This window comes from Pseudarthrobacter sp. IC2-21 (genome assembly GCF_034048115.1).
In the GTDB taxonomy this organism is placed as follows: domain Bacteria; phylum Actinomycetota; class Actinomycetes; order Actinomycetales; family Micrococcaceae; genus Arthrobacter; species Arthrobacter naphthalenicus.
Genome location: NZ_CP139145.1, coordinates 3796946 through 3814371 on the forward strand (window position 1 = coordinate 3796946; position 17426 = coordinate 3814371).

General features: G+C 65.5%; 22 protein-coding genes. 16 read left to right on the forward strand and 6 right to left on the reverse strand.

Annotated features, from left to right (window positions below):
* Positions 1–22 precede the first annotated feature (22 nt).
* The 6 genes from SBP01_RS17560 (at position 23) to SBP01_RS17585 (ending at position 5547) form a co-directional block, all read left to right on the forward strand.
* A complete protein-coding gene (locus tag SBP01_RS17560; protein ID WP_320536721.1) occupies positions 23–505 on the forward strand; it encodes a hotdog fold thioesterase in 483 nt (160 codons plus the stop codon).
* Between the two features lie 6 nt (positions 506–511).
* Positions 512–1876 carry a phenylacetate--CoA ligase PaaK gene (paaK, locus tag SBP01_RS17565; protein ID WP_275214870.1) on the forward strand — a complete coding sequence of 455 codons (1365 nt, stop codon included), beginning with the start codon at positions 512–514 and terminating at the stop codon, positions 1874–1876.
* Positions 1877–1941: 65 nt separating this feature from the next.
* Positions 1942–2586 carry a TetR/AcrR family transcriptional regulator gene (locus SBP01_RS17570; protein WP_320536722.1) on the forward strand — a complete coding sequence of 215 codons (645 nt, stop codon included), beginning with the start codon at positions 1942–1944 and terminating at the stop codon, positions 2584–2586.
* Between the two features lie 92 nt (positions 2587–2678).
* Entirely contained in the window at positions 2679–3890 is a 1212-nt protein-coding gene (locus tag SBP01_RS17575) for a thiolase family protein (protein WP_275214868.1), read from the forward strand.
* Positions 3890–4687, forward strand: coding sequence for an enoyl-CoA hydratase/isomerase family protein (locus SBP01_RS17580; protein WP_320536723.1), 798 nt, complete (start codon positions 3890–3892; stop codon positions 4685–4687). The genes SBP01_RS17575 and SBP01_RS17580 overlap by 1 nt, the downstream gene beginning before the upstream one ends.
* Complete coding sequence (locus SBP01_RS17585; protein WP_320536725.1) at positions 4684–5547, forward strand: 3-hydroxyacyl-CoA dehydrogenase family protein; 864 nt, start codon at positions 4684–4686, stop codon at positions 5545–5547. Before SBP01_RS17580 ends, SBP01_RS17585 begins: the two co-directional genes overlap by 4 nt.
* Before the next feature lie 27 nt (positions 5548–5574).
* On the opposite strand, the gene SBP01_RS17590 is transcribed toward SBP01_RS17585, so the two are convergent.
* Complete coding sequence (locus SBP01_RS17590; protein ID WP_320536726.1) at positions 5575–5754, reverse strand: hypothetical protein; 180 nt, start codon at positions 5752–5754, stop codon at positions 5575–5577.
* A gap of 195 nt (positions 5755–5949) precedes the next feature.
* On the opposite strand from SBP01_RS17590, the gene SBP01_RS17595 reads away from it, so the two are divergent.
* Complete coding sequence (locus SBP01_RS17595) at positions 5950–6423, forward strand: sensor histidine kinase (protein WP_275214863.1); 474 nt, start codon at positions 5950–5952, stop codon at positions 6421–6423.
* Positions 6424–6447: 24 nt separating this feature from the next.
* Here SBP01_RS17595 and SBP01_RS17600 read toward each other — a convergent pair whose 3' ends face one another.
* Positions 6448–7059 carry an NADPH-dependent FMN reductase gene (locus SBP01_RS17600; RefSeq protein ID WP_275214862.1) on the reverse strand — a complete coding sequence of 204 codons (612 nt, stop codon included), beginning with the start codon at positions 7057–7059 and terminating at the stop codon, positions 6448–6450.
* Between the two features lie 191 nt (positions 7060–7250).
* Here SBP01_RS17600 and SBP01_RS17605 point away from each other — a divergent pair, with 191 nt between their 5' ends.
* Positions 7251–7394 (forward strand): hypothetical protein, encoded by a 144-nt coding sequence (locus SBP01_RS17605; RefSeq protein ID WP_320536727.1) that lies wholly within the window; start codon positions 7251–7253, stop codon positions 7392–7394.
* A 4-nt stretch (positions 7395–7398) separates the two neighbouring features.
* Positions 7399–8121: an SRPBCC family protein gene (locus SBP01_RS17610; protein ID WP_320536728.1), complete on the forward strand. Its 723-nt coding sequence runs from the start codon at positions 7399–7401 to the stop codon at positions 8119–8121.
* On the opposite strand, the gene SBP01_RS17615 is transcribed toward SBP01_RS17610, so the two are convergent.
* Complete coding sequence (locus tag SBP01_RS17615) at positions 8118–9050, reverse strand: hypothetical protein (protein ID WP_320536730.1); 933 nt, start codon at positions 9048–9050, stop codon at positions 8118–8120. The two genes, SBP01_RS17610 and SBP01_RS17615, sit on opposite strands and share 4 nt — an antisense overlap.
* Positions 9051–9290: 240 nt before the next feature.
* On the opposite strand from SBP01_RS17615, the gene SBP01_RS17620 reads away from it, so the two are divergent.
* Positions 9291–9635: a hypothetical protein gene (locus tag SBP01_RS17620; RefSeq protein WP_275214858.1), complete on the forward strand. Its 345-nt coding sequence runs from the start codon at positions 9291–9293 to the stop codon at positions 9633–9635.
* A 65-nt stretch (positions 9636–9700) separates the two neighbouring features.
* Here the strand turns inward: SBP01_RS17620 and SBP01_RS17625 are convergent, their stop codons facing one another.
* A complete protein-coding gene (locus tag SBP01_RS17625; RefSeq protein WP_275214857.1) occupies positions 9701–10099 on the reverse strand; it encodes a cupin domain-containing protein in 399 nt (132 codons plus the stop codon).
* Positions 10100–10353: 254 nt separating this feature from the next.
* Between SBP01_RS17625 and bcp the strand changes: the two genes are divergently transcribed.
* Positions 10354–10833, forward strand: a complete 480-nt coding sequence (gene bcp / locus SBP01_RS17630) for a thioredoxin-dependent thiol peroxidase (RefSeq protein ID WP_320536731.1) — start codon at positions 10354–10356, stop codon at positions 10831–10833.
* A gap of 110 nt (positions 10834–10943) precedes the next feature.
* A complete protein-coding gene (locus tag SBP01_RS17635) occupies positions 10944–11516 on the forward strand; it encodes a GNAT family N-acetyltransferase (RefSeq protein WP_320536732.1) in 573 nt (190 codons plus the stop codon).
* A gap of 201 nt (positions 11517–11717) precedes the next feature.
* Here SBP01_RS17635 and SBP01_RS17640 read toward each other — a convergent pair whose 3' ends face one another.
* Positions 11718–12023: a hypothetical protein gene (locus SBP01_RS17640; RefSeq protein ID WP_275214854.1), complete on the reverse strand. Its 306-nt coding sequence runs from the start codon at positions 12021–12023 to the stop codon at positions 11718–11720.
* Between the two features lie 237 nt (positions 12024–12260).
* Between SBP01_RS17640 and SBP01_RS17645 the strand changes: the two genes are divergently transcribed.
* The 4 genes from SBP01_RS17645 to SBP01_RS17660 are packed head-to-tail and all read left to right on the forward strand — an operon-like array spanning position 12261 to position 16080.
* A complete protein-coding gene (locus SBP01_RS17645; RefSeq protein WP_275214853.1) occupies positions 12261–13373 on the forward strand; it encodes a PP2C family protein-serine/threonine phosphatase in 1113 nt (370 codons plus the stop codon).
* The gene (locus SBP01_RS17650; RefSeq protein WP_320536733.1) at positions 13370–15340 is read left to right on the forward strand and encodes a glycosyltransferase family 2 protein; all 1971 of its coding nucleotides are present in this window, start codon (positions 13370–13372) and stop codon (positions 15338–15340) included. Before SBP01_RS17645 ends, SBP01_RS17650 begins: the two co-directional genes overlap by 4 nt.
* Complete coding sequence (locus tag SBP01_RS17655) at positions 15330–15662, forward strand: STAS domain-containing protein (protein WP_275214851.1); 333 nt, start codon at positions 15330–15332, stop codon at positions 15660–15662. Before SBP01_RS17650 ends, SBP01_RS17655 begins: the two co-directional genes overlap by 11 nt.
* Entirely contained in the window at positions 15655–16080 is a 426-nt protein-coding gene (locus SBP01_RS17660) for an ATP-binding protein (protein ID WP_320536734.1), read from the forward strand. The genes SBP01_RS17655 and SBP01_RS17660 overlap by 8 nt, the downstream gene beginning before the upstream one ends.
* 50 nt (positions 16081–16130) lie before the next feature.
* Here the strand turns inward: SBP01_RS17660 and SBP01_RS17665 are convergent, their stop codons facing one another.
* On the reverse strand, positions 16131–17369 hold the full coding sequence (locus SBP01_RS17665) for a HAMP domain-containing sensor histidine kinase (protein ID WP_320536735.1): 1239 nt from the start codon (positions 17367–17369) through the stop codon (positions 16131–16133).
* Between the last annotated feature and the right edge of the window lie 57 nt (positions 17370–17426).

The window sequence follows — 17426 nt, forward strand, 5'->3', positions numbered from 1 at the left end:
ATAAAGCTGGAGGCAATGACGCATGACTGAAGCAGCCCTCTCCGGGGCCACCCATCCGATCCTGGAAAACGACTATGCCTCCGAATGGATGGGCATCGAAGTCCTCGCCGTCAGCGAAGGCCATGCCACCATCCGCATGCCTCTTCGCCAGGAAATGCTCAACGGCTTCGGCATGGCCCACGGCGGAATGATCTTCGCCTTCGCCGACACCGCGTTCGCCATGGCCTGCAACCCGATCAACCCCGGGCCCGGGGACGAGGGCAGCATCACGGTGGCTTCCGGAGTTGACATCAACTTCCTCAAACCCGCCTACCAGGGCCAGGTCATCACCGCCGTAGCGGACCGTCGCTCCAGCGCGGGCCGTAGCGGGCTGTATGACATCCAAATATTCGCCGCTGATCCCGGACAATCCGGATCCTCGTCCGATTCCCCGCTTGGCGCCGGCCAGCCGGGTGAACTCATTGCCGAGTTCCGCGGCCGCAGCCGCACCATCCCCAAGAAGTAGGAAACCATGAGCCTCCACCTCCCCGAAACGCCCACCTCTCAGCCCGCTGTGGCAGGCACCGACGCTGTCCTGGACCGCGAGGAAACCATGTCCCGCGACGAGATCGAAGCACTCCAGCTGAGCCGCCTGCAGCACACCGTTTCCTACGCCTACGACCGCGTCCCGCTGTACAAGCGCAAGTTCGACGAGGCCGGCGTCCACCCCAACGACCTGCGTGAACTCAGCGACCTGGGCAACTTCCCCTTCACCACCAAGGATGACCTGCGCGAGGAATACCCGTTCGGCATGTTTGCCGTGCCGCAGGCCGAAGTAGCCCGTGTGCACGCCAGCTCCGGCACCACGGGCCGGCCCACCGTGGTGGGCTACACCAAGCAGGACCTCGCCGACTGGGCCAAACTGGTGGCGCGTTCACTGCGTGCCTCCGGCGTCCGCCCGGGCATGAAGGTGCACAACGCCTACGGATACGGCCTGTTCACCGGCGGGCTGGGTGCCCACGCCGGCGCCGAGGCCCTGGGCTGCACGGTCATCCCCATCTCCGGGGGCCAGACCGAACGCCAGATCCAGCTCATTCAGGACTTCAAGCCGGATGCCATCCTGGCCACGCCCACCTATCTCCTGACCATCGCGGACGCCATGACCCAGATGGGGATCGATCCCGCCTCCACCTCCCTGAAGTTCGCGGTGCTCGGTGCCGAACCCTGGACCGAGGAGATGCGGCACGAACTCGAAGTCACCATGAACATCAAGGCGTGCGACATCTACGGACTCTCCGAAGTGATGGGCCCTGGCGTTGCCGGCGAAGCCGTGGAAACCCAGGACGGCTGCCACATCTGGGAGGACCACTTCCGCCCCGAGATCATCGACCCCTTCAACCCCTCGGTGGGCAAGGAAAACGTGCTGCGCGACGGCGAACACGGCGAGCTGGTCTTCACCTCGCTCACCAAGGAGGCCCTGCCGGTCATCCGCTACCGCACCAAGGACCTCACCCGGCTGCTCCCCGGCACCGCCCGCCCCGGGCACCGCCGGATGGGCCGCATCACCGGCCGCAGTGACGACATGATCATCCTGCGCGGCGTCAACGTCTTCCCGTCACAGATCGAGGAAATCGCGCTCCGCATTCCCGAGCTCAGCCCGCATTTCCAGCTGGAGCTCACCCGCCCGGAGGGCCAGCGGATGGATCAGATGACCGTCAAGATCGAGCGCCGGGAATCCGTCTCCCTCGAGCAGAGCACGACGGCGGCCCGCACCCTGCAGGAGCAGATCAAGATCCACGTGGGTTCTTCGTGCAAAGTGAACGTGGTGGATCCGGGTTCCCTGGAGCGGTCCAACGGCAAGCTGCGCCGCATCTACGACATGCGCCCGCAGCAGTAGGCCCGCCGGGCGGTGCAGGCTCCGGCCGCACCGCCCGACCGATCGTTCATGAGAAACTAGGCCCCATGCCCAGCATCACCGATACAGCCAGCACTGCCGGCGCCAAACGCGGCCGCCCCGGTTATGACCAGCAGTCCGTGCTGCTCATCGCCGTGGACGTCTTCAACCGGCACGGCTACGATGCCACGTCCATGGGCATCCTGGCCGAGAACCTGGGCATCTCCAAGTCGGCCATCTACCACCACGTGCCGTCCAAGGGCGACCTCCTCAAGCTGGCCCTGGATCACGCGCTTGGCGGCCTTGAAGCCATCCTGGAACAGCCCCAGGCCACCTCCGGCGCCGCTGATGCCCGGCTGGAATTTGTGCTCCGGCAGACCGTGGCCGTGCTGGTGGAGCGGCTTCCCTTCGTAACGCTGCTGCTGCGCCTTCGCGGCAACACCGAGATTGAGCGCGATGCGCTGGAACGCCGCCGCGCCTTTGACCACGCGGTGGCGGAGCTCATTTCCGCGGCCCGGGATGAAGGCTCGCTGCGCCAGGACATCGACCCGCGCACCGTGACCCGGCTGCTGTTCGGCACCATCAACTCGATCGTGGAATGGTACAAACCGGGCGGCCCCCTCTCCCCCGAAAAACTGGCCGATGACGTCATCACCATTGCGTTCGACGGGCTGCACGGGCCCCGCCAGCAGCCCGCCCCGTCCCGAGGTTGACCTCCACGGCGCCCCGTGCCATCTTTATAGAACGAACGGTCGGTAAATAATTCCCGGCCGGCCCGCTTCCCTGCTGAAAAGGATCTGTTCTTATGGTTGAAGCTTTTCTCGTCGGCGGCGTCCGGACACCCGTGGGCCGTTACGGCGGAGCGCTCTCGGCGGTCCGCCCTGATGACCTCGCCGCTCTGGTGCTCCGCGAAGCCGTCACCCGCGCAGGACTTGATCCGGACAGCATCGAGGAAGTCATCCTCGGCAACGCCAACGGCGCCGGCGAGGAAAACCGCAACGTGGCCCGGATGGCAACTCTCCTGGCTGGATTCCCCCTCCACATCCCCGGCATCACCGTGAACCGGCTCTGCGCCTCCGGGCTGAGCGCCATCATCATGGCCAGCCACATGATCAAGTCCGGCGCCGCTGACATTGTGATCGCCGGCGGTGTGGAATCCATGAGCCGGGCCCCGTGGGTCCAGGAAAAACCCGCCACCGCGTTCGCCAAGCCGGGCGCCATTTTTGATACGTCCATCGGCTGGCGGTTCGCCAACCCGCTCTTCACCAAGGGTGAGCTGTCCCGCGACGGCAAGATGACGTACTCCATGCCGGAAACCGCCGAGGAAGTGGCCCGGGTGGACGGCATCTCCCGCGACGACGCGGACGCCTTCGCGGTCCGGTCCCACGAACGGTCCCTCGCGGCCATCGCCGCAGGACGGTTCACGGACGAGATCGTCCCCGTAACGGTCAAAACCCGCAAATCCGAAACCGTGGTGGACACCGACGAAGGCCCCCGCGCCGGCACCACCATGGATGTCCTGGCCGGTCTGCGCCCGGTGGTCCCGGGCGGTTCGGTGGTCACCGCCGGCAACTCCTCCACGCTAAACGACGGCGCCTCCGCCATCATCGTGGCCTCCGAAGCCGCGATCGAACGCCTGGGCCTGACACCGCGTGCCCGCATCATCGACGGCGCCTCCGCCGGCTGCGAGCCCGAAATCATGGGCATCGGGCCCGTGCCCGCCACGCAGAAGGTGCTCAAGCGAAGCGGCCTCAGCGTCGGGGACCTCGGCGCCGTCGAGCTCAACGAAGCCTTCGCCACCCAGTCGCTCGCCAGCATGCGGCGGCTCGGCCTGGATCCGGAAATCGTGAATAACGACGGCGGCGCCATCAGCCTGGGGCACCCGCTCGGTTCCAGCGGATCACGGATCGCCATCACCCTGCTGGGGCGGATGGAGCGTGAGGACGCCAAAATCGGCCTCGCCACCATGTGCATCGGCGTGGGCCAGGGCACGGCCATGCTGCTGGAGCGCGTCTAGTGGCCGGCCCGGACCTCGCCCAGCAACAGTTCAGCACGCTCCTGGTGGAGGAACGCGAGGACCGTGTGGTGGTCCTCCTCAACCGGCCGGACGTCCGGAACGCCATCGACCAGCAGATGGTGGATGAGCTGCACCTGGTCTGCGCCGCGCTGGAGCAGAATCCCAAGGTCCTGATCATCGCCGGCGTGGACGGGGTCTTCGCGTCCGGGGCGGACATCGCCCAGCTGCGCGAACGCCGCCGCGACGACGCCCTGCAGGGCATCAACTCCACGATTTTCGTGCGGATCGCCAAGCTGCCCATGCCGGTCATTGCCGCGCTGGACGGCTACTGCCTGGGCGGTGGCGCCGAACTCGCCTACGCAGCGGACTTCCGGATCGGAACACCCAGCGTCCGGATCGGGAACCCCGAAACCGGGCTGGGCATCCTCGCCGCCGCCGGCGCCAGCTGGCGGCTGAAGGAACTGGTGGGCGAGCCGCTGGCCAAGCAGATCCTGCTGGCCGGCCTGGTGCTCCGGGCCGAGGACGCGCTGGCCGCCCACCTCATCACGGAAATCCATGAGGCTTCGGAGCTGATGGATGCCGCCCACAGCCTCGCAGACAGGGTTGGCCGCCAGGACCCGTTGGCGGTGCGCATCACCAAATCCGTGTTCCACGCCCCGGCCGAGGCGCATCCGCTGATCGACCAGCTGGCACAGGGAATCCTCTTTGAGTCCCAGGCCAAGTTTGACCGCATGCAGCAGTTCCTGGACAAAAAAACAGCCAAGAAAGCAAACGACGAAAAGGCAAAGCAGCCATGACGAAGCCGAACCCCAACCTTCCCTCGACCGTCGGTGTCCTTGGCGGTGGCCGCATGGGAGCCGGCATCGCGCACGCCTTCCTCATCAACGGAGCCAACGTCCTGGTGGTGGAGCGTGACGAAGAGTCCGCCGAGGCCGCCCGGGAACGCGTGGAATCCGCCGCTGCCAAGAGCATCGAACGCGGCGCAACCGACGTCAACCTCGACGAAATGGTGTCCCGGCTCGCCGTCACCGTGGATTACGACGACTTCGCGGACCGCCAGCTGGTTGTGGAGGCCGTCCCCGAGGACTGGGACCTGAAAGTCACCGCCCTGCGCGGCATCGAAGCGCGCCTGGCCGAGGACGCCTTCCTGGCCTCCAACACCTCGTCGCTGTCCGTGAACGGCCTGGCCCGGGAGCTGAAGCGGCCGCAGAATTTCCTCGGCCTGCACTTCTTCAACCCGGTGCCCGCCTCCACCCTCATTGAAGTGGTGCTCGGCGAGCAGACCTCCCCGGACGCAGCCGCTGCGGCGAAGGGGTGGGTCGAGGCACTCGGCAAGACCGCCGTCGTCGTCAATGACGCGCCCGGATTTGCCTCTTCACGGCTTGGCGTGGCCATCGCGCTGGAAGCGATGCGCATGGTGGAGGAGGGCGTGGCCTCCGCGGAGGACATCGACAACGCCATGGTGCTGGGCTACAAACACCCCACCGGTCCGCTGCGGACCACGGATATCGTGGGCCTGGACGTGCGGCTGGGCATCGCCGAATACCTGCAGTCCACGCTCGGTGACCGGTTCGCCCCGCCGCAGATCCTCAGGGACAAGGTGGCCCGCGGCGAGCTGGGCCGCAAGACCGGCAAGGGCTTCTTCGACTGGTCCTGACGTCCGGGGGCGGCCCCAGCGCCGTCCCTACTCGGCCTCGGTGTCCTCCTCGGGCTCGAAGGTGTTGGCGTCGTGCGTGAAGCCCAGGCCAACACCGTCCGCCCCGGTGGGGACCCCGCCGTCGTCCTTTTTGTTCACGGCACTTGTGCCGGCTTCCTCGTCCTGCGGCTCATCGGCGGGCCGGGATTCGGGTGAGTTAATGCTCATGATTCCTCCTGGATGTGGGGAAATCACGGTACCAAGCAGGACCGCCGGACAGAACACCCAGCAGGAAAGTCCCCTCCGCAACAGCCGCCGAAAAATTTGATGAAATCTTGAGCAAACCCTTCGCAACCCATGCATTTCGCGGTTCACTCTGGAGTTATCAACAAGGATGATCTGTGCGGAAAGCAGGACGGTTCAATGGTGAACGAATCAGCTCTCGACGAGGTAGTAACGGTCGAAGGAGTGATCACTGATCACCACCCGATCGATTTCTACACCTTGGGGCTGGCCGGTTGTATTGACCGGCTCACGGGCCCCCTCCGCCAGCAGGGCACAGCAGTCCGCTGGGATACTCCCCACTGGGGGATTGAGATCCCGGCGGACTGCGCGTCCCTCCTGTACCAGTCGGCCCGGGAAGCGCTCAGCAACGCGTATAAATATTCAGCGGCCTCGGAGCTCACGGTCCAACTGGCTGCAGTAGGCCATGGCGTGCGGTTGATGGTGTCCGACGACGGCACCGGCTTTGACAGCCAACTCGCACTCAGCGGACGACACCACGGGTACGGGCTGCGACTGATGTCCGTGGCTGTTCACGAGGCCGGCGGCACCGTACAGGTCACCTCGACGCCGGGGCAAGGCACCACTGTCACGGTAACCCTGCCCCTGGACTGAACCTGCGGACGTCGGAAGGCGGTCCTAGCGTGAAAGCTTGTCAGGGTCCGGTTCCGGATCGCCGATGTGGCCCGGCGCACTGGCGTCCAACACCCGCTGGACGAAGGCGCTGTATTCCTCCATGTAGTGCCGCAGGAACTTGGCCGTTGATTCATCATGGACTTCGCCGTCTTCCCCGAAGACCTCGGGCTTGAACTGGATGTAGACCTCCGGGGCGTTGAGCTGGGGAGCGTCCAGGAAGCTCAGGACACTCCGCATGGAGGACTGCATCACCGCCGTGCCGATGCTGCCCGGCGAGGCGCCAATGATTCCGGTCGGTTTGCGGGCGAACGAGTTGGTGCCCCAGGGCCGCGACGCCCAGTCAATGGCGTTCTTGAGGGCCCCGGGAATGGAACGGTTGTATTCCGGGGACACAAAGAGGATTCCATCGGAAGCCTCGATGGAATCCTTGAGGGCTTGTCCTTCCGGCGGGTAATCGGCGTCATAGTCGTAGCTGTAGAGCGGCAGGTCCTTGATAGGGATCTCGGTAAATTCCAGCTCCTCCGGAGCGAGTTTGATGAGCGCCCGGGAAAGCGTTCGGTTGATGGACCCTGTTGCCAGGCTCCCCACAAAATATCCGATCCTAAACGATGCCATGCGATTGTTCCTTCCCAACAGCCGGTAGTCCGGCTGGCCAATAAGTTTGGTTGGTGAAAGCGGCACAGTGCCCCACCAGTCCAGCACAAAACCGCAGGCACAGCCATAGCTTTTGGGGTTATTGACACCCCGCAGCGGGAGGGGCTGAATGATGAGTACGCCATCAACAAAGCACCCAGGGAGCATCTGTCATGAAGGACAAGCCAGCAGAGCAGCGGATCCACAGCGAGGCCCCGGCCGAAGGCGACGAAGCCGTGGGGGTTGAGGCAGGAGAGACCGATATCCGGGTGCACTCGCAGGAACCGGCGGAAGGCCTCGATCCCGACGAGGAGTAGCACCATGAGCAGCAAAGTGCAGAAGAAGATCGTGGTGGACGTGCCGGTGTCCACTGCGAACGCCCAATGGACGCAGTTCGAAGACTTTCCGCACTTTATGGACGGTGTGGAGAGTGTGACCCAGTTGGGCGACAACCGGCTCAAATGGGTGGCCCGGATTGCCGGTGTCCGGCGGGAATGGGAGGCAACCATCCTTGAGCGCGTACCGGAACGGCGGCTGGCGTGGGCTTCCACCGGAGGTGCCACGAACGCCGGCGCCGTTGAATTTTCCGACGCCGGCGGCAACAGGACCGAGGTTTTCCTCACCCTGGAATACCTGCCGGAAGGGATGCTGGAACGGGTTGGCGAACTGCTTCATGTGGTGGGCCGCCAGGCAGAACACGACCTCCGGAAATTCAAGAAGTTCATCGAACACGAGGGCCATGCTTCCGGCGAGTGGCGGAAGGCTCCGCCTGCCGCAACGCAGGGCATTGCTGCAACAAAGGACATGGCTGCAACAAGGGACATGGCTGCAACACAGGGCACCGCCGAAAGCCTCGCGGGCGATGAGCCGCGTGAGTACAACCGGTTCGCGCACCCGTTCGACCAGACCGGCGGCCTGGTGGACCTCGAGGGTGAATCCGACGGATCGGCGGAGGGCGAGGCCCACAGCAGGGCCGACCGGAGGGGCATCAGGCGCGCGGACGGCACCTTTCCGCCCCTCGGCGGCACCTTGGGCGACCGCTAGCCCCAGGCCGGCACCAGCACCACTTCGTACTGCGTGGCCGTGGTGTCGTTGAACTTGGCGTTCACCGCGGCCAGGGTGTCCCCGTCCCGTGTGTCGCCAAAGAAGGCCACGGTGGTGGGCACTTTAAAGTCTGCACTGGTGATCACCTTCCTGGGTTCAGCCGAGGCCAGGTCATCGGCGAGGCGGAAACGGCTGATCTGGTTTGAGAAGTTCTGCACGGCCCACAGCTGGCTGCCGCGGACCAGGATGCCGTCCACGTTGGGCACGTCCACACCAGCAATGACTGCGCTGTTGCCGGTCTCCGGGTCCACGGTGAAGAGCCTGCCCAGCCCTGAGTGGGCCACGATCAGCGTCCGGCCGTCATCCGCGGCTGCGATGCCGTTGAGGCTGAAGGTTCCGGCTATCTTCGCGGCCGGGCCATGCAGTGCCAGCTTCTGGACGTCGCCCAGCCTGCCGTGCCGGCCGACCGGAATGAAGTAGAGCTCTGCCGCCACAGAATTGGTGAACCAGGCCCCCTCGTCGGTGAGGGTCACATCGTTGATGAAGCCCGGGGCGAGCGTGTAGTCCTTAACGGGCTCCCCTGAGGCTGTGTCATAAACGTAGGCCTTGCCGGTGGCACCGCCTGCCACGAACAGCAGGTCGTTCCGGAGATCGGCCTTCATGCCGACGGCGGCCCGTGGTGCCGCATCAAACTCGGACACGTCAATGAAGAGTTTCGCCTTGCCGCTGTTGATGTCACCGCGGTAAATGTCGCCGAGCTGGAGGTCGCCCGCGTAGAAAGTCGTGCCGTCGCCGGCAGCGATTCCTTCGGCGGATTTAGCGCCCTCAAGGACAATGACTGCGTCTTTTGGCGACGTGGCTGTCGCCGGGCTGACGGGTGCCAGCAACCCCATAAGCGCCAGGAACACCATGGCGGTACGGCGTTGCACTCTTCCTAAATTGTGGGTTGTGCGGGCCATTTTGCTTCCTAGATTCGGCTGATCCGCACAGGCCAACATGCGGCAGGCCCGCACGGTTGTCCTGCCAGTTTAAGCAACCTGCAGCGCCTCCCGCCAGAGCCCGAGGCCCCCACCCTGCCGGTCACACTGGGCCCATCCGAGCAATCCGAAGGGGCACCGGAGCGCGCACTCTGCTTACAATCGAAACCTCAACCGCCTACTGAGGGACCCATGAAGAAATTCGCCACCGCCCTGATCGCCGCCGGCCTCGTGCTTTCCGCTTCGGCCTGCACAGCGCCCACCAAACTCTCCACCAAAGAAACCTGCGAGCGCGTCCAGGTTGTGATCTCTAACCCGTCGAACGGCGGCGGCCAGACCAAGACCGGCCTGGTGCGCCTCGCCAACCAGCTCCGTCCCATCGAGGCTGTGGCCTCGGACGATCTCAAGCCTGCCTTGGGATCCCTGCTGGAGTATGCGGATGAGGCGTCCAAGGAGAGCCCGGACCAGGACAAGATGGCGCAGATGCAGGCAGACAGCCAGGCAGCAAACACGGCGCTGTCCAGCTTCTGCAGCTAGCTCCCGTCTGAGCGCGCGACGGCGGCCGCCCGGCCGCCGTTGTCCGCTCACCGATCTCCGCGGGCTCAGATCAGAGCGTGCAGGCCCCGGCTCCTCGGCCGGCCGAATGACGCCGCCCCCAGGAACTCAATGGCGACGAACGGTTCGGAGCCAACCACCCACTCGTCGTGCCCCGGAGGCAACGCGTAGGTGTCATGGGCCCGGATAGTGGACCTCACGCCGTCGGACGTCTGAATCTCCAGCGAACCGGAGACGCAGTAGCCCAGGTGGTTGTGTTGGCAGAAGTCCGTCAGCTCGGTGGGCTTGGCGGACTCGGACCAACGCCAGCCGGGCGCCAGGATCAACCGCGCCACAGCGTAGTCGTCCACGGTGACGAGATCGAACTCGGCCTTGTCCGGGCAGCGCTTTTTGTCCGGGATGTCCAGGGACTTGACGGCCAGGGCTCTGATGAAATTTGCGGTCATTAGGACACAGCCTAGGAAATGATTCGCGGGGTAATGAGGGCGGTAACCGCGCGGTCAGGCGCGGCAAAGTGCGGGCAACGAAGTACGGCAGAGACCATTTCTGAGTATCTTTAACCGTATCCCTGCCGCCGCCGAAGTCAATGGAAAAGCATGACCTGCGGAATACTCCACATGACGCCGGAGTTGTTCCCAGAGCGGAAAGCCCGCTTCACTGGTTTTGCCTTTTAGCCGCCAGAGTCTCCCAAAGGAACGCCATGAGCCACCAACTGACCATCAAGCTTCAGCCAGGTACGCAGGCCCCGGAGTTCACCCTCCGGGATGCCGCCGGCAAGGCAGTCTCACTGTCCGACTATCGGGGCAAGAACGTCATCGTGTACTTCTACCCGGCGGCGGCAACCCCGGGCTGCACCACCGAGGCCTGCGATTTCCGCGACAGCCTCGCTTCCCTGCAGGGTTCCGGCTACGAAGTGCTGGGCATCTCCCCGGACGCCCCGGAGAAGCTGGCCGCCTTCACCGGCGACTTCGGCCTGACCTTTCCGCTCCTCTCCGATGAAGACCACAGCGTGGCCCTCGCCTACGGCGCCTGGGGTGAAAAGCTGGTGAACGGCGAGATCGTCGAGGGCCTCGTCCGGTCCACCGTGGTGGTTGACCCCCAGGGCAACGTGGAGCTGGCCCAGTACCAGGTCAAGGCAGATGGGCACGTCGCAGCCCTGCGGGAGACGCTCGGGGTCTAAGCCGACGGAATCAGGCAGGCGCGGGTCAGGCAGACGCGGGTCAGGCCCGCGAGGATCAGGCCCGCGCGGATCGGCCCGCGAGGATCAGCCCGTACGGATCGGAGGCAACCATGGCAGTCGAGGTTCGCCCTGCCACGCACTTTGAGGATGTCCGGACAGTCGTAGGGCCCAAGCGTCCCGATGCCACCGTGTGCTGGTGCCTCAGTTACCGGATTCCGTCCGCGGAGAACGTGGCGCTGCGCGGAACCGACCGCGGAGACCGCATGCAGGAATTGGTGCGTCAGGATCCCCCGCCGGGAGTTGTGGCGTACGACGACGACGAACCGGTCGGGTGGGCCGCTGTCCATCCGCGCGCCGACACCAGCTTTGCCCGCAACCGCAGGATTCCGCACGTGGATGATCTGGCGGTGTGGTCCGTCTGGTGCATCCGGGTCCGTCCCGGTCACCGCGGCAAGGGCATCTCGCACCATCTGCTCAAGGGTGCCGTGGACATGGCCCGCAGCTACGGGGCGCCGGCCATCGAGGGCTACCCCGTGGACAACCAGGGCAGCAAGGTGGACCTGACCATGGCCTACGTGGGCACCCGCAAGCTGTTTGAAGCCGCGGGGTTCGTCAAAGCGGCGGACACCCAGTCAGTGCTCAACGGTTTCCGGAGGGTGCTGATGCGGCTGGAACTGCGCTGAGGCAGGTCAGGGCTTTTTTCGCCAGTTGTTGGGCCAGTCGGAGTCAATCACCCACAAGGCCAACAGGAGTGCGTCCATGGTCATGAGCCCAGCTAAGAGGTAAGCCCATCCTGTATACCAATGCACGGCATCTCCTGACTTGGTAACCCCCAGCCACTCGATGGTGGTTAGTCTGGCACGGATTGGGTCAGGAGGGAACGGCTACTTCAGGAGCGCCGCCAGCCGGCCGTGAATTTCGGTTTCCCGGTTCAGGCGGAGCGTCAGTTTTTCCACTTTCTCCGAAAGTTCGGCACCCACCGCCAGCCGGTCCCCCGGCCAGCTCGAGGCCTGCCATGATTCACCCAGGGCCTTGGCCAAAGACCGGGACAGGGACCGAAGGCGCCAGGAATGGCTCAGGTAATGAACAGCGCGCCGGGGACGGCGGCCCTGCTTCAACAGCCGCCACGAGCCCGTCAGCCTGGGGAGCAGACCGTTGGTGGATCCTGTTTCTTCCGTAGTTTCTTCCATAACCGTTGCACCGTCCTCTGGCCAGCCGCGCATTCCTCGAAGCACCCTGTTGGAGCTCCCATATCGAGTGTGGCCAGCGACGCTCAAGGCCCCATCAAGGGGGTGCAAATATTTCCACAAGACCCGTCACCCGCATGTGCCCTGAGGTAACCTAAAGCGGCCTCTCAACGGCTACTCAACCGGTGTGGTCAGCTTTGTGACATGCCCCAACAGCCTTAATACGGTAGAAGTAGAGTCATGCCTTCCATCCCCGAAGCCCGCCGTGCCGTTGTGATCGAGGACGACCCCGATATCCGCGGCCTTCTGGTCCGGGTCCTTGTCAAGCAGGGCTTCGAGGTCAGCCAGGCCCAGGCGGGGCTGCCCGGCGTCGAGGAAGTCCGCCGCGCCAAGCCGGATCTGGTCACCCTGGACCTGAACCTCCCGGATATGGACGGGCTGGAGGTCTGCAAGCTCCTGCGCGAGTTCTCCGATGCCTTTATTGTGATGCTGACCGCCCGCACGGACGAACTGGACAAGCTCACGGGCCTGGACAACGGTGCCGATGACTACATCAGCAAACCGTTCAGCCCGCGGGAGCTCCAGTCCAGGATCAACGCCCTGTTCCGCCGTCACCAGCCGCGGGCGGCCGACCCGGCCCAACACAGCGAGCTTGAACGCGCCACCGAGGTCCAGCAGAGCCTTCTGCCCAAAGAAGACGTCCGGGTGGACGGCTACGACCTCGCCGGAGCCTTCCGCCCCTCCCGCAGCGTGGGCGGGGACTTCTACGACTGGTACCGGACCCCGGACGGCCTGCACCTGACGTTCGCGGACGCCATGGGCAAAGGGATGGGGGCCGCTCTGATTGCGGCCACGGTCAGGGCTGTCATGCGGTCCACCGGGCACCGGCGCGACCTGGACGCGGCCTTCGCCTCCGCCGCCGGCACCATCGCGGCGGACCTTGACTCCTCCAACTCATTCGCCACCCTCTTCCACGCCCGGCTGGACGCCGCGTCCGGCGTCGTCAATTACATCGACGCCGGCCACGGCCTTGCCCTGCACGTCAGGGCAAACGGTGAGCTGCACCGGCTTCAGAGCGGCGGCCCGCCGGTGGGCGCCTGGGCCGGCTCGGCCTGGCCGCAGTCCGCAATCGGCCTGGCCCCCGGGGATTCCCTCGTGGTGGTCAGTGACGGCGTGCTGGATGTTTTCGACTCGGTGGAGTCCTTCACGGAGGCCGTGGGCTCGGCAACCCGGGGCCAAGCCTCCGCACAGGCCGCCAGCGATGCCATCCTGGCCCTGGCTCCCGCCGAATCAGCCGAGGACGACGTCACCGTGGTCGTGGTCCGCCGGCTGCTGGAAGGAGGGGCCGCATGACCCGCTTCTGGACCCGCCTGGTGGTTGTCCTCACCGTCATCTTCGGCCTGAACTACGTCGCCTGGCGCTGGGCCGCGTCGCTCAACTGGGACGCGTGGTGGATCGCCGTGCCCCTGGTGGTGGCCGAGACGTACAGCCTGATCGACGTGATGCTCTTCGGCATGACCGTATGGAAACTCAAGGTCCGCAAGGAAGCCCCGGCGCCGCCGCAGGATGCCACGGTGGACGTCTTCATCACCACCTACAACGAAGACCTGGACATGGTGATGACCACCGCCCTGGCCGCCCAGAAGATCCGGCACCCGCACAGCACCTGGATCCTCGACGACGGCGCCCGGCCCGAACTGAAAGCCCTCGCCGAAGAGCACGGGCTCGGGTACGTGACCCGCAGCGTGGACTGGACCGCCAATGTGCCGCGCCACGCCAAGGCCGGCAACCTGAACAACGCCCTGATGGTCACCCACGGCGAATTCCTGCTCATCCTGGACGCGGACCAGATCCCGGAGCCGGACATCCTGGAAAAGACCCTGGGCTACTTCAACAACCGCCGGGTCGCCCTCGTCCAGACCCCGCAGTACTTCAGCAACGTCCCCGCGGACGATCCCCTCGGCAGCCAGGCTCCCCTGTTCTACGGGCCCATCCAGCAGGGCAAGGACGGCTGGAACGCCGCATTCTTCTGCGGCTCCAATGCCATCCTGCGCCGTGAAGCCCTCATGCAGCTGGGCCTGGTGGGTTACGTCAAGGAAACCGAGAAGAGCATCCGCCGGGCCCTTACGGCCTCCCGTTCGGCGATCCGGCAGGCAAGGAAATCCGCCGACGTCGGTACTCCCCTGGTCTCCGAGGTGCTGGATGAGGTGGAGGCTGCCACCCTGGAGGCCCAGGAGCAGCTGGCCGCCGGCGAACCGTTGGGTGAAATCACCTACCGGGTCCGCCGCCGGGTTGACGCCGCCGTGCAGACCCTGGTCATGGCGGACATGTCCGCCCTGCAGGCGGACCTCGAGGAGATCGCCGCGATGGAACTGGCTCACGTGGGCGAGGCCGGCGTCCCGGTGGTGGCAGAGGACGCCGTGCAGCGCATGTCCGCCCGCGACTGGTCTCCGCTGGGCGCACTGGAATCAGTCCAGGCCGTCCTGGATGCACTGAACGTGGAACGGAACGACGAAGCCCAGCCGGTGATGCCGCTGGCCACCATCTCGGTCACCGAGGACATGGCCACCGCCATGCGCATGCACGCCATGGGATGGGAGAGCGTCTACCACCACGAGATCCTCGCGTACGGCCTCGCGCCCGAGGACATCGCCACCATGCTCACGCAGCGGCTGCGCTGGGCGCAGGGCACCATCCAGGTGCTGCTCCGCGAGAACCCGCTGGTCCAGAAGGGCCTGAAGATCGGCCAGCGGCTGATGTACTTCGCCACCATGTGGACCTACCTGAGCGGGTACGCGGCGGTCATCTACTTCGCCGCCCCCATCATCTACCTGCTGCTGGGCATCCTGCCCGTCACCAGCCTCAGCTGGGACTTCTTCCTGCGGTTCATCCCGTTCATGGTGGCCAACCAGCTCCTGTTCGCGGTGGCCGGCCGCGGGATTCCCACCTGGCGCGGCCAGCAGTACAGCCTGGCGCTGTTCCCCACCTGGATCAAGGCGTGCACGACGGCGGCCCGCAACGTCTGGTTCGGCCGTCCCCTGGGGTTCGCGGTAACACCGAAATCCCGCCAGACCGGCGGTCCCAGCTGGAGCCTGATCCGGCCCCAGATCATTGTGGCCGCGCTGCTGGCCGTGGCCGCCGTCGTCGGACTTATCCGCCTGGCCACAGGGCTGGCCGAGCCCCTTGGCACCCTGGTGAACGTGGCCTGGGTTATTTTTGACCTGGTGGTCATGAGCATCCTGGTTCGGGCTGTTTTGTACAAAGGCTACGAACCCGCCGGGGACGTTGATGCTTTAGAGAGGAAAACCGATGGAGTTTAGCTACGAGGTCAAGGATTCATACGCCGAGGTCAAGGCGGACGGCAGGCTGAACATGGTCTCCGCGCCCAAGCTGCGCGAGTTCGTAACCGATGTGATCGCCGGCGGATCGTCGCGGATCGTGGTGAACCTGGAGAACACCGCGTTCATGGATTCCTCCGGTCTGGGCGCGCTGATCGGCTGCCTCAAGGCCGCGCGCCAGGCCGGTGGAGACCTCCGCATTGCGGCCGTCCAGCCGCAGGTGAAGATGGTGCTGGAGCTGACCAGCATGGACCGAGTCCTGAACGCTTACGCCACCGCCGAGGATGCGTTCAGCAATGACTGATGTGCTGGCAGAGCGCAGCTTCCGCGGGCTCGCAGAGGCGGAGGCCGTCGAGGCCGTCCACGATGAACTGGACGCCCTGTGGAACGACGCACCCTTCGTGGAGGCCATGGACCAGATGACGTTCACCACCGCCGTCATCGAATCGGCCTCCAACATCGTCCAGCATGCCCTGCCGGCCAGGGTTCAGCAGCCTGTGGAACTGGGAGTGGACATCAGCGTCCGGCCCACGCTCCTGCGGGCCAGGGTCAGCGCGTTCCACGCCAAGCCCCCGTTCGGTCCGATGGAGCCCGGGACCCCGGATCAAGAGTCCGAGTCAGGCCGCGGGTTGGCGCTCATCGAGGCGCTGGTCACCACCGTGACCTTCGAACGGCAGGACGGCACCAACACCTGGATCCTGTCCAAGTCGCAGCAGGTTTAGGTTCCCTGCAGGTTTAGGTTCCCTGCAGATTCGGGGATGCCGGCGGTTTCCTACTGGTCCCAGCGGAACAGCACCGAGATGCTTGCGCCGCCTCCCGGTGAGTCCCGGATTTCCAGTTCCCCGCCGTGGGCCTGCGCGATGCGCCGGCACGTGGCAAGGCCCAGGCCGGTGCCCGGTCCGTCCCCGGCCCGGTTCAGCCTGACCAGGGGCTCCATGGCACGTTTGCGGTCCGCCGGGCTGATTCCCACGCCGTTGTCCGCCACGGTGAGGGCCATTCCCTGTTCGCCGGGCGCGGCCCCCACGGTCACTTTCAGCTCGCGCTCGGTGCTCCTGTAATTCAGTGCGTTGGCCAGCAGGTTCTGGAGCAGCAATCGCAGCTGGACGGGGTCTGCGTACAGTTCCGCGTCATCGCAGAAGATACCGCTGGAGGGCCCAAGGTCCACCCCCAGATCGTGGGCAGCCTCGGCGGTGACCGCCAGCAGCGAGAGCCGCTCCCGGTGCAGGGTGCCGTCCACCCGGGAATACTCCAGCACATCCTCGAGCGTCTTCAGCATGCGCCGCCCGCCACCTCCAATGAACTGCAGGTACTCCACGGCGGGATGGCCCGGCGGGATGTCCGGATCGTCCTCGGCGAGCTCAATGTAGCCCAGCATGGTGGTGAGCGGGATGCGGAGGTCGTGGCTGACGCGGCCGGCGAATTCCCCCAGCATGGCGTTGCTGCGTTCCAGTTCGGCCAGCGCCTCGCTCAACTGCAAGGTCCGGTGCTGAAGCTCCAGGACCTCCACCACCTGGTGGGCCAGCACCTCCAGCATCCCGATCTGCTCCGCGGTGGGACTGGCCGGCCCGTCAGAGAAGATGCAGAGCGATCCCAGCACAAAGCCGGAAAGCGTCTTCAGCGGCACGGAGGCGTAAAAACGTACGGCGGCGATTTCGCCGGTGACAAACGGGTTGTCTGCAAACCTCAGGTCCCGGGAGGCGTCCGGCACCACGGTCGTCTTTCCGGTCAGGAAAACCTTGGCGCACATCGAGTCTTCCCTCGAACACACGCCGGGGTCCACGCCCCAGGCCGCGATCTGCACCTGCTGGTCCTCGGTAATGATATTGACCACACTGAACGGCACGGCACACAGCCGGGCAGCGAGGCGGACCAGGTTGGTGAGCGCGCCTCCGGCCTCCGCTTCGGGCAGGGCCGGCGGCTCCCCGGCGGCGGTGGGGGCAAGCCCGTAGCTCCTGATCGCGGTGGCCCGGTCCGACTCCGCGGCCGTCCAGCCAAACGTGACGGTATCCATGCAGTGTTGTCCCCCTCGGTGAAATTGCGGCGTGGGCAGCCCAGTAACCAGCAATGC